General features: G+C 58.0%; 7 protein-coding genes. 5 read left to right on the top strand and 2 right to left on the bottom strand.

What is annotated here, in order from left to right; genetic code table 11:
* Positions 1 to 1,250: glycosyl hydrolase 115 family protein (locus tag JAO29_RS20210; RefSeq protein WP_334270078.1), on the bottom strand; the 1,250-nt coding region annotated here is incomplete at its 3' end.
* Between the two features lie 487 nt (positions 1,251 to 1,737).
* Between JAO29_RS20210 and JAO29_RS20205 the strand changes: the two genes are divergently transcribed.
* The 5 genes from JAO29_RS20205 (at position 1,738) to JAO29_RS20185 (ending at position 10,029) form a co-directional block, all read left to right on the top strand.
* Positions 1,738 to 1,914 (top strand): hypothetical protein, encoded by a 177-nt coding sequence (locus JAO29_RS20205; protein WP_334270077.1) that lies wholly within the window; start codon positions 1,738 to 1,740, stop codon positions 1,912 to 1,914.
* Between the two features lie 113 nt (positions 1,915 to 2,027).
* On the top strand, positions 2,028 to 2,477 hold the full coding sequence (locus tag JAO29_RS20200) for a tyrosine-type recombinase/integrase (protein ID WP_334270076.1): 450 nt from the start codon (positions 2,028 to 2,030) through the stop codon (positions 2,475 to 2,477).
* Positions 2,478 to 2,874: 397 nt separating this feature from the next.
* A complete protein-coding gene (locus tag JAO29_RS20195; protein WP_334270075.1) occupies positions 2,875 to 4,434 on the top strand; it encodes a carboxylesterase/lipase family protein in 1,560 nt (519 codons plus the stop codon).
* A 301-nt stretch (positions 4,435 to 4,735) separates the two neighbouring features.
* On the top strand, positions 4,736 to 6,103 hold the full coding sequence (locus tag JAO29_RS20190) for a glycosyltransferase (RefSeq protein WP_334270074.1): 1,368 nt from the start codon (positions 4,736 to 4,738) through the stop codon (positions 6,101 to 6,103).
* Between the two features lie 233 nt (positions 6,104 to 6,336).
* Positions 6,337 to 10,029, top strand: a complete 3,693-nt coding sequence (locus JAO29_RS20185) for a TonB-dependent receptor (RefSeq protein WP_334270073.1) — start codon at positions 6,337 to 6,339, stop codon at positions 10,027 to 10,029.
* A gap of 612 nt (positions 10,030 to 10,641) precedes the next feature.
* Here the strand turns inward: JAO29_RS20185 and JAO29_RS20180 are convergent.
* Complete coding sequence (locus JAO29_RS20180; protein ID WP_334270072.1) at positions 10,642 to 11,952, bottom strand: MFS transporter; 1,311 nt, start codon at positions 11,950 to 11,952, stop codon at positions 10,642 to 10,644.
* Positions 11,953 to 12,134 lie beyond the last annotated feature (182 nt).

The following is a 12,134-nucleotide window of genomic DNA, read 5'->3' as shown; positions in this document are numbered from 1 at the left end:
TACGACACATGGTAGTAAACCGCGGAACCGCCAGATCGCTTCTGCTCCTCGGCTGACGAAAGCTGGCGCAGGTAACCATAGTTGTCGTCGGTCCAGCCCAGCGTAACGTCGTCCGGTATCTTCATTCCGGCGCGATAAAGGTCCAACGATTCCTTATAAAGCCAGAACACCTGCGGAACTCGTTCCACCTGCGGATTCACTTGTGTGGCCAACATACGTCGCTGCGACGAAATCGATTCATCTACCAGGCGCGCTTTGTCCTGGTCCGTTCCTCTTGCCTCCAGACCGCTGTCGTGGAGACCGCGCATCCCGACCGTATAAAAGTTTTCGTACTTGCCGTTCTCAACCAGGCGTTGTCTCCAATAATTATCGATGGCTTGGCGATTCGTTTGGTAGTTCCACGGGCCATCACGCGCTTCATCCCACTCGCCAACGTTGTTGCGCAGCATCGCTTCAGAATGCGATGAGCCCATGACTATTCCCCACTCGTCTGCGAGCCGGGCGTTCTCAGGAATTGCGTTGAAAGGAAGTGTGCCAGGATGCATCGCGGGCCATAGACTATTGGCTCGCAATCGGAGCAGAAGCTCAAAGACGTGTTCATAGGTATGCGGGCCGATGTTACGCAACTCCGGATCCATTTTCTTCGCCGCCCAGGGCCGCAACCCCCAGTCTTCATCGTTGAGAAAAATACCGCGATAGCGGACTGATGGTTCACCCTGCCATGTCGTCCCGAAATTCAGGCACAAGGCCTCGGCGTGATGCACAGGGACATCTGCCCACCACTCCCAGGGCGACACCCCCATCTGTCGAGCAAGAGCAAAAAGTGCGAACGCAGCTCCCCGACGATCGCTGCCCGCGATAACCAGTGCATGATCTAACCGTGTCGTTGGGTGGTCAAGTGAAGCCGTGATCGAACTCTCCCATTTGCCGCGGATCCGAGAAAGGTCCAGCTTGCCGTCCTTCGCCAGCTCAGTGATCTGAGGCGATTTGTCGAATGTTCCAACGATGATGACGTCCCGAACCCCGTCCAAAGAGCTGACGAGCTTAGGGCGGACACCGGTCACTCTTTCGACATCGGCCGCAAACGCGTTAGCGGACAGGCGCAGTAGTTCTGGTTCGTCTGGAGCTACATAGATCGGGAGTGCTTTGCCGTCACTCGCGAGAAGCAGCCGGTGCTCGCTCGCCGTGCAGGTATTACTGATCTGGAGTTCCTGTGCGATCGATGGAGCGCCAAGCATGGTGATGAGCAACAGGACCCTTCCAGTTATTGAACGGACATTCAGAGTCACGGCCAAACCTCGAGCACATCTCTGTTCCGTGGCGCCGAACGAATTTCAAAATGCAGCGCAAGCGGCGCACTCGATGTTACCGCAATGTATGGTCCGCCGCCTGACTGCAAGAGGGTAGCCTTCGAGGAGAGAGAGTCTGCACAAATGTATCAAGCCTCTTGAGGGAGCCGTCGCTCCGGGCCACTATGAGATGCGCTGCGTGTCTTCCTTGCTAGTCGGCCGGCCATGGAGGGCCTTCGCGGTTACAGGTTTGAGACATACCGTTGGGGGCTGTTCTTTCATCGTTGGTTTTCCGTTGCAGACCTTGCGGGGAAGCTTGTGGTGGTGCGGCCAGGGCTTAGGCTGCCGTGGGCAGCTGAGGCCAAGGTCTGTAGTCTTCACCGCTGGACAGCACGGCCCAGCTGATGCGTGCCAGCTTGTTGGCCATGGCCACGATCAGGATGTTGCGATGGGCCCGGTGCTCCAACCTATCCATCCAAGACCCGATCGAAACCCGGTCACGCTTGATGCGCAACACGGCTGCCAGGGCGCCATGCACCAGCACCTTGCGGAGATAGCGGTTGCCGCGCTTGGTGACGCCCAGCAGCGGGGCGATACCGTAATCACCTGGAATGTCGCGGTTTAGCTCCAGGAACGGTCAATCTTAGGTTAGGAGCTGTGCGTCGTCTGGCCTATGAGGCGGCAGATTGTGGCCTTCTCAGTCCAGACGCTGCAGCTGGGGTCCGCTGTGTCAAAGGAGTGAAGAAGCTTGGAGTCCGTCTTGGTAACTGGCTGACGGCGGAGCAGTCTACGCCCGTCTGGAGTGCGCCGACCGGCAACACTCTCAGGGAGAAGCGGGACAGGGCTATGCTCGCCCTCCTGTTGGCCTGCGGCCTTAGGAGGCATGAGGCCGTAATGCTCACGCTCGAGCACTTACAGCAGCGGGAGGAGCACTGGGCGATCGTGGATCTGGTCGGAAAAGGTACCCACGTCCGGACGGTTTCTGTGCGGGACTGGGTCAGGATGCTCATTGAGGAGTGGCTGAGCGCCGCAGGCGTGATCCACGGTAGGATCTTCCGGAAAGTAAACAAGATGGACCGGGCATGGGGTCCGGGACTCACCGAGAAAGCGGTTTGGCACATCGTGAAAAGCGCAGCCAACCTGGCCGGTATCGCTATGCTAGCGCCCCATGACCTACGTCGCACATGATGCGCTCGGCTCTGCCACGCCGCTGGAGGCGAACTGGAACAGACCAGTTCCTCCTGGGCCATTTGTCCGTCTCAAACCACAGAACGGTATCTCGGCTGCAAGCAGCGCATCCGATTGGCTGTGAACGACCGAATCGGGATTGAACTGAGCGCAAGCGCTTGATCAAGGACGGTGAATATGGTGAGCAAAAGCCCCAACGCGATCCACACGTGTCGCATTGTCCGAGTTGCCGATACTCCCGCCCCGAAATGCTCCTCGACGAGTGTCTTGCCCTGTTCTCGCCAACTGAAGTCGGGATTAGTAAACACAAGGGCTATCTCAGGGTCGGTAGAGAGCACGATTGTTTACGCCCGTCACAACTGATAAATATTGTGTTGTTGAATTCGGAGGTCACCTGGTGACGGCTCTCAAAAATCTTTCCATTCACCTATTCGCCACGGTTTGTTTCTCGAGCCTTCTGTGCGCTCAGACAGCCGCACCAACGGTGAGAACCATGCAAGGAGGAGCCACCGGCAAGTGGATTCGCGGCGGGAAAGAAAAGGCCTTTCTTGGACTGCCTTATGCCAGGCCTCCGGTCGGCGATCTGCGCTGGAAGGCCCCGGAGCTTCCGGCAAGATGGGCCGGGGTTCGCGACGCGACAAAGTTCGGCCACCGGTGCGCGCAATGGCACGTCTGGGACGATTACATCTTTACTGACCCAGGCCCCTCTGAAGATTGTCTCTATCTGAACGTCTATGCTCCGGCATCGGCAAAGCAAGGCAACAGCCTGCCTGTCATGGTATGGATCCATGGGGGAGGATTTCTTGCAGGCGCCGGATCTGAACCGCGGTATACCAATCCGGCATTAGTGACAAAAGGAGTGATTGTCGTCACCCTGAACTACCGCTTGAATATCTTTGGCTTCCTCGCCAGTGAAGACCTCGCCAAAGAGCAGGGCGGACACGCCGGGAACTACGGCTTGATGGATCAAGTTGCAGCATTACGTTGGGTGAAATCCAACATTGCTGTTTTTGGCGGCGATCCGAATAACGTCACCATCTTCGGCGAAAGCGCAGGCTCGTTTGCTGTCAGCGCGCTGATGGTAGCTCCCTCTGCGCGAGGTCTCTTCAACAAAGTCATTGGCGAAAGCGGAGCCTTTTTCGGCGGCGCGATCCCGATGACTGCTCGGAACGAACGGGCGAAGCGCGACGAGGCATTCGTGGGCTCCCTGGGCACGCAAAGCCTGAAAGACCTGCGCGCGATGCCTGCCGAAAAGATTCTCGAAGCCCTGCAGAAGCAACGCGGCATTGGATTTTCACCGGTCGTAGACGGTGCATTCCTGCCGGAATCTCTACCTGAGGCATACGCGGCGGGCCTTCAGGCGCATGTGCCTTCCATCATCGGGTGGAACCGCGACGAACGTGCCGGCAGTCTTTCTAAAGACATGACGGCGGAGAAATGGAAGACCTACGCCAAAGAGCACTACGGCGCGAAGGCAGATGAATTCCTCGCCGCGTTTCCGACAGGCACGGACGAGCAGGCGATCCGTTCCGCGGACGACTTCACCACCGACGGATTCATCGCCCTCGGCGCCTGGAGGTGGGCGGAAGCACAGAGTAAGACAGGACAGGATCCTGTCTATCGCTTCCGCTTCGATCGTCCCGGTCCGGCAGAGCACCTGCACCCGACAGGCAAATACGCTTTCCACTCCACGGAGTTGGAGTACGTCTTCGGCACACTCGATGTCCGGCAGGGGGCAACATGGCAACCGGCGGATCGCAAGCTCAGCGACGAGGTCGTCACTTACTGGAGCAACTTCGCTCGCACGGGAGATCCTAACGGAAAGGGACTGCCCAGGTGGCCACGTTACGACAAAGAGAAAGCGGTCATTCACCTTGATGATCCGATTTCAGTAACGCCGGATACCGCTCGGGCGGAATTCGTATTCCTTGCCGATCAGCCACCGGCGACGCCTTAGCCCCATCGGGAAATCGGCGTGCTGCCGTACGATACACCGATTGTTGAAATCGAATAGCGATGCGAGATGGAACACACCGTAGCCGAGCAGAATCACTGGTTGCGAGGTGCGGGTTCTTAGGTGCCGCAGTTAGATTTATGCCGAATCGCCTTTGCACTCTTCGACTCCCAGATACTCAACGCCTTCGTTCGTTCGTATGCGCGGCAGCCGCGGCCTTATCAGTCACCATTGAGCCATCGAATTTCCAGTTCAGCCGGAATGTGAGACGCCAGACGATGAACTCGAACCGCGGCACCGAACAATGAGTGTTCCCCCTTCAGGCAATCGGACCCTTAGCCGTGATGACGGGCGAATTCGAGCGCCGCTCAGGGTCGCGTGCTTCCTGCCTGCATTCAATGCAGGCGAGACGACTCGTGGAATCGAACTGTGCCGCGCTCTGGTTGCTCAAAGCAGTGAACGACAACGCGAGGTCACCGTCAGGTTGGCCTACTCGAGCAGCAGCCATGACTACGCACCGCAGATTATCGCTTCCGGTCTCGAAGCTCATCGCCTCCCACTGCATCTTGATGAAGGGATCGTCTCCGGGATCATGGCTGCAGATCACAAGGCTGCGGAACTCGTCTCTAACCGCGGAACCGCGTGTCGCTTTGTCGGGGCTGTAATGGACGAGATCATCGCCTGGCGTCCCGATCTCGTCGTCTGCGGCTTTGTCCCACCCGTGGGGATAGCCGCCCAGATTCTCCAGGTTCCGTGGGTCGTCTACTTACCCTTTCCGGCATATGAGCCTTGGGTACGCCGGCATTTGCTCAAGGACTTGCCTGACGACTTCGACAACGCGCTCACTACTCGTGCGCCCTCACCAGTTCGAAGGGCGTTCACAAAGCTGTTATCGGCCGCGATGCTCAGCAAGGGGTTTTTCAAGCAGCCGACCTTTGCGGCTGCCGGCCGCGAACACGGTTGGCGTCTCGCTCGCCCTGATTTATTCGACATGCTGGCGGCGCCTTTGCAGTTGGTGACGGATCTACCCGCTTTCTATCGGGGCCAGGACGTCGGTCCGAATACCCGAATTACAGGACCGCTGTTCAGTCGACCGCCGGAAATAGACGTTGACCTGGCAATCCGGGAAATGTTCTCGCCCGGTCCGCACAATCGAATCTTCGTCAGCATGGGGAGCAGCGGCGAAAAGCCTTATCTCCTTGCTGCCGTTGAGGCGCTTGCGATCATGCGAGTCCGAGCGGTCGTCATCGTCGCACCACGAATCTGCTCGCTTTCAGAGGTGCGGCAGCATCTGACGGTTCCCCCGCACATTCTGCTTACAGATGCCTTTATCCCCGCGCATCAGGTAAACGCAATGGCAGATGCTGCCGTCATCCATGGCGGCCAAGGGACTGTGCAGACGGCGGTTGGCGCAGGTACGCCGATCGTCGGGGTAGGCATGCAGGTTGAGCAATGCACCAACTTGGACAATGTGGCCAACAGCGGTGCAGGTATTCGAATTCCAAAGCGCCAGTGGACTCCTGAGAAAATCTGTCAGGCCGTAAGCCGGGTTCTCGAGGTGCCCTCGTACCGGCAAGGCGCAGCCCGTCTCAAATCCGAGCACGATAGCCTCGACGGGCGTCACGAAGCTGCGCGGGCGATTTGGGATTTCGTAGACAGCAACGCGCTCTGACCATCGCGGTTCCAGCCAATGATTAGCAAAGAGTGCGCCGCTTGATTAGAACAACGACAGGTGCCCGCCAGATATTTCGAGTATTCGGGAGCGAGACAATTGACTATAGCCTCCCAATTGCAGTGCCCCTTGCAAGATGAATGTTCATTGCTGTAGAACTTCGCTCTACTAAACGTGCCAGCGCCTTAGCTTGCGAGCTGCGTGGCGCGGCTGAGCGACAAGGGGGACAATCCATGTCCACTCGCAAGACGCGGTATTTTCCTATCATCTATTTCGCCGTAATCCTCGCCTTTGCGTCTACCCTGACCGTCAGCGTACAGGCACAGAGCATCTCCACCGCAGAACTTAGCGGCACCGTGCGCGACCAGACCGGCGCTATGATTCCCAAGGCAGCCGTAACTGCGACGGATGAGTCCAAGGGCTTCTCCCGCTCCACCGTAAGCGACGATCAAGGCAACTACCAGCTTCTCCTTCTGCCCCCCGGCACCTACACCGTCACGACCACCGCTCCGGGCTTCAATATTTTTGTCAGCAAGAACGTCGTTCTCACCACGGGTGAGAAGGCCCAGCTGCCCCTTTCCCTCACAATTGGCAGTGCCCAGACCATCACCGTAACCTCCGGTGCCGACATCATCGAGACGCAACGCAGCTCGCAATCCACCACTGTCGATCAGGTGCGCATCAATAATCTGCCCATCAACGGCCGCAACTACATCAACTTCACGCTCACTAACTCCCAGATCGCTCGTGACGCAGCACCTTCCATCGGGGCCATCCCCACCTCGGGTCTGAACTTCGGAGGTGTCCGCGCCCGGTCAAACTCCGTCAATGTCGATGGGGCGGACGTCGGCGACTACATCTCCGGAGGAACCCGCTCGACCGTCTCGCAGGACGCGGTGCAGGAGTTCCAGATCATCACCAACGGTTTCGTCGCCGAGTACGGACGCGCCGCCGGTGGAGTTGTGAATATCGTCACGAAATCCGGAAGCAACACCACGCACGGCAGCGCGTTCGGCTTTCTCCGCAACAGGTATATCCAGGCCACAAACCCGTTCAGCACGGTCTACCAGCCTGCGTATACCCGCGTGCAAGCCGGTTTTACCCTAGGCGGACCCGTCAAGCGGGACAGGACCTTCTACTTCTTCGGAACCGAGATCACTCGCCGACAGGAGAGCGGCTTCTCCGTCATCGGCAGGAATAACTTCAACCTAACCAGCATCGATGTCAGCAGGTTTTACGGAGATCCCGCGGGCGCGCTGACCGTCCAGGGGACCGCCCAGCAGAAGTCCTTTCTCGCCGCGGCACCGCCCACCACTCCCGGCACCCAGCAATATGTCGCGATGGTTGGCTCCAGTTCTTCGCTCGCTCTTACGGGCCAGAATCCCGCATTCCTGCAGCCCACCATCGGCGCAAACAGATTCGTCACCTCGGGTCAGGTGACGCCGGCGTCCTTCACTCCGCTCAACAGCCTCATCGGCAACTTCCCGATCTCGGAGAAGACGGAGATCTATTCGCTGCGTCTGGACCACAAACTCACCAAGAACCAGCAACTCATGCTGCGCGGTAGTGCCAGCCCGAGCTTTATCAGCGGCATTCAGGAGAGCGCCGCGAACCAGAATCTAGGCGAAAATTCTTTCTCTCGTACGGCGACCCAGACCCTCCACGACTACTCCATCGTCGGTCAGCACACCGTCACTGTTGGCCCGAATAAGATGAATGAACTCCACATCCAGTTCGCCCGCCATCCAGTTCGGTTTGCCAACTCTCCCTCGGGGGGAGGCAGCGGCGTGGCTGTCAATATCCCCGGCTTCGCCTACTTCGGCAAGACCCCTTTCTCCGTGGTCGACCGGATCGAATACCAGACTCAGCTTCAGGACAACTTCACCTACACTCGCGGAGCCCACACCTTCAAGACCGGCATCGACCTCCGCTACATTCCCATCGATTTGAAACAGGGACAGCTCTACGGCGGTGGCGAGTACACCTTCGCCGGGCTCAACGCGACAGACATATCGCCCCAGTTGGCGGGCCTGCCCGGCTTCTCGCCGATCCAGACGTACGGCCTCGGCATCCCGCAGTCCTTCGTGCAGGGCATCGGTATTACCGAGTTCTATTACGACCTGAAGGTTCTCGGCGCCTTCCTGCAGGACAGCTGGCGCATGACTAACAGACTCACCCTGAACGCAGGCATCCGCTACGACATCGAGGCCTTCCCGACCAAGGGCGCGCTCAATGCCAACACCTACGCGGCCGAGCGAGCCTATGGCGTTCGCCAGGGTATTCGCCTGCAGGACACCAACTTTGCCCCGCGCATCGGTCTCGCGTACGGCCCTCGGGGAGACGGCAAGACAGTAATCCGCGCCAACTATGGCCTTTTCTACGATCGCGCCCCGGGAAATCTCGAGGCGCAATCCATGATCTTCAACTCCTATACGGTACCCTTGGTGATCGTAGCCGGCGGAGCGCCCTGCACCGCGGCCAGCACCATCAGTCCCTTGAATCTGAACGCTACCAACGCCTTTCAGGGCTCGCTCTCAAAGGCCAACTGCCTCCCCGTCGCAGGCCTGAATTACCTGCCAGGTCAGCAGCGGTTCGACCCTAACAACACTGCCTCCCTCTTCATCAATCAGAACTTCCTCTCCTCCGGCTTTCCGCTCGCCATCCTGCCGTCCGGCCTGCTTGCGGATCTCAACTACGTCACCCCGTATGTCCAGCAGATATCCTTCGGGATCGAGCAAGACCTCGGCCACGATCTCTCCCTGAACATCGTTTTTAACTCCACCGGAGGCCGCCATCTCAACCGGCCCATCAACGTCAACGCCGTCAATCCGTCGCTGCTCGTCACTAACTGGCGCAACGCCGTCGCCGCCGTCAACGCCGGAACGGCATCTGTCCTGCCCGGAACTCCACAGACCGCCGTAGCCAGCGGTACCTCGAATCCTCTCACCGTCGCCACCGCCAGCGGCACCATTCCCTGCGGAGCCGGTCCCCGCGGCCCCTATGTATCGCCGCCACTGCTCAATTTCTTCCGCAATTCGGGCCTGAACGCCTCGCTCGGGCCATTCCTCAGCAGCCAGGGTGCACGCCAGTGCGTCGCCCTCGCCAGCCAGATCGCTACCGCGGACGGCCTTGGCGTCGGGCTCGCCGTCCCGTTCGGTGACATGGCGCCCAATTTGACCAGCGGAACATCCAGCTACAACGGTCTCAGCGTGAACCTCAGGACGCGTTTCTCCTCCAAATACGAGTTCCTCGTTAGCTACACCTGGTCGCACGCGATCGACGATTCCACCGATGTCGTCTCCAACTCCGACGCTCCGCAGAACAACTTCAACCCCAACGCCGAGCGCAGCAACTCCACTTTCGATCAACGTAACCGCTTCGTCCTCTCCGGCGTCTACAACTCGGGTCATGTCGGGGGTACAGGCTTCGTCTCGACCGCCTTTTCCAGAGTCACGGTCGCCCCGATCTTCGAGATATCCTCCGGCCGCCCTTTCAATGTCCTCACCGGCACGGACACCAACTTCGACTTCGATCCGCTCACCGACCGCCCGAACGCCGTCCTGCCTGACAGCCTTCCCACCAGCTGCGGTACGAGTCCTGTGCTCTCGAAATACTCGCCTACCGGAGCCTTCAATTTACCGTGCTACATCGATGCGCCAGCCAATGCCGCCATTGACAGCAGCTCCTTCAATGGAACGCTCGGCCGCAACATCGCGACTAAGCCTTTTACCGTCTTTACCGATCTCCGCCTAGCTAGGGCTTTCACCTTCTCACACGAGCTATCGCTGCAATTCACGATGGATATCTTCAACATCATCAATAAAAACAATACGCTGGACGTAAATCTGCTCTACACCGCCGCCGGTCAGGAGACCGCCGCCTCTGACATGCGGCAGTTCCAATTCGGTGCAAGGCTATCCTTCTGATCGACGAGAATCGACTTTCACCTGGTTGTCTTGAGAGCAGTCTGGCGATTAGCCGGGCGAACTCGGAAACCAGCGCCGCTAACAGGGCTCCGCAATCTGCTTTGCATGTTCCACCTTTCGCTTAGACCCATGCGACTTGGTGCCAGCCCGGGCATTCTGTAAGAACAACTTCCGTCGCCAATGTCCGCATCGCCTTCAGGCCTAAAATGAACACGAGCACCTCATCTGCTGGACCAAATGACCGGAATTTTTCGTGATTGCAGGATCGAGCCCGAATTTCTCGTTGCCGTTTCACTGGTCAGATGAGTGATGTACGTTCGCTTATACCCTGTCAATCGGCGCTTCTTATCTCGGTTTACACGCTTAGATCGGCGATCCAGTGCCTGAATTCAATAGCGGGGAGTTGCGTGCCGGCCCTGTCCATTGAACCCCAAAACCCCGAAGGCGGACTGGCGTCCGGAGCATAGCTCCGCTCGGGAGGCGTGTCAATTGGTGACAACAGGGCAAAGCACTAATCCAGCCTGTCTCGATGAGTGCATTGGCGATTTCGCACCGATTGAGATACTCGACAGGCGGATCTGGGTGGAATTATCTTGTCCTCAAGCAGAAGTCTCACGTTGCGTTTCTGGCCGCGCGGCGATCTTTGACGCGCGCGATCAAGCCCGCGTTCAAAATCGTAAGTCCAGCCAGAAGATACAAGCCTGCGTGTTGTGAGCCAAAATGCTCGTCGGCCCAGACCTTCAGGTTGGGTGCAAGAAATCCCCCCAGATTGCCCATTCCTATCAAGGCGATACCACCGGCCGCTGCGCGATCAGCAAGGTATCTCGTCGGAAACATCCAGAAAAGCGGTTGCACGGCAATAAAACCAGCGGCCGCTAGCGAAAGCATGGCAAGCCCCATGCGCGGCCCGGTAGTGGGGAACGCCAAACTTGCGCAGCCCGAAATCATCAGAATCAGCGATGCGAGTTGACGATGCCGATGCAACTTATCGGCAACGCGCGGCAGGAAATAGACAGCAACCAGCGTGCAGATCCATGGAATGGCCGAGACCAGGCCGACTTCAATCCCCACGGGTCTATGCAGAAGGGCCGATACCTCGGCAGGGAGATAGAAGACCGCCCCGTAGGTACTGACCTGGATGAGGGCATAGATCAGCAGGAAGTGCATGACTCGAAGATTGCGGAACATGGGGAGAATCTTCGCGGGCCCGGTCGAGCGCCGCTCCTCCTCCTCAAGCGCCAATGCATTTGCCAGCGCTTGTTTCTCCTCGGCCGACAGCCATGAAGCATTCGCCGGCCTATTATCTAGATACCAAAACGCGAACAGCCCGAGAACGACAGCCATCAAGCCTTCCACGAGAAACATCCACTGCCAACTCTGAAGCCCGAACAACGGGCGTATCTCAAGCAGCAGACCTGAGAGCGGGCCTCCCAGGATAAGCGCAAGCGGAACACCCAGGTAGAACAGTCCAAGAACCTGGCCGCGAATGCTGTTGGGAAACCAATAGGTCAGGTAGAGAATCGTACCTGGGAAAAAACCTGCTTCCAACACGCCGAGCAGCAGCCGTAACAGATAAAACGAAGTGGCGCCGCTCACCAACATGTTGGCCATCGACACCATCCCCCATCCCACCATAAGGAAAGCCAGCCACTTTTTCGCACCCACCTTATGAAGGATCAGGTTGCTGGGGAATCCGCATAACGAATAGCTGATGAAAAACAGACCCGCGCCCAAAGCGTAGATACTTTCGGAGATGCCTACCGATGTCTCCAGCGCCTGTTTTGCAAAACCGATATTCGAGCGGTCAAGAAAGGAAACGACATACATGAGCATCAGGAACGGTGTTAAGCGTTTGACAGCTCGTGAGATTGCACGATCTAAGGTCGGATCCGATGTACTGGGGACTTCGGGCAGTAAATTCAATGCTGGCCTCATCCCTTCTTGTGACTGATGATTAGAAATCATAGCGGAAGCAATCTGTGATTCCGCTTCTGGAAGCTCTTTCTGATCACGCTCGATCCGAAGTTACCTCGAATGGTGATTACAGGGCTTAGCACTCATCGAGCTCTTCAGACCGATCTATGTCTCGGGAGGTTGCCGAATGA

The sequence above is a fragment of the Edaphobacter sp. HDX4 genome (assembly GCF_036877565.1).
Classification (GTDB): Bacteria; Acidobacteriota; Terriglobia; order Terriglobales; family Acidobacteriaceae; genus Edaphobacter.
Note: the sequence above shows the minus strand (reverse complement) of the source record. Positions and strands in the feature narration are given on the sequence as shown.

Excerpts from the sequence above, each read along its gene's own strand:
- JAO29_RS20205 (WP_334270077.1), top strand. The coding sequence starts at position 1,738 with ATGGGCCCGGTGCTCCAACCTATCCATCCAAGACCCGATCGAAACCCG.
- JAO29_RS20190 (WP_334270074.1), top strand. The coding sequence starts at position 4,736 with ATGAGTGTTCCCCCTTCAGGCAATCGGACCCTTAGCCGTGATGACGGG.
- JAO29_RS20185 (WP_334270073.1), top strand. The coding sequence starts at position 6,337 with ATGTCCACTCGCAAGACGCGGTATTTTCCTATCATCTATTTCGCCGTA.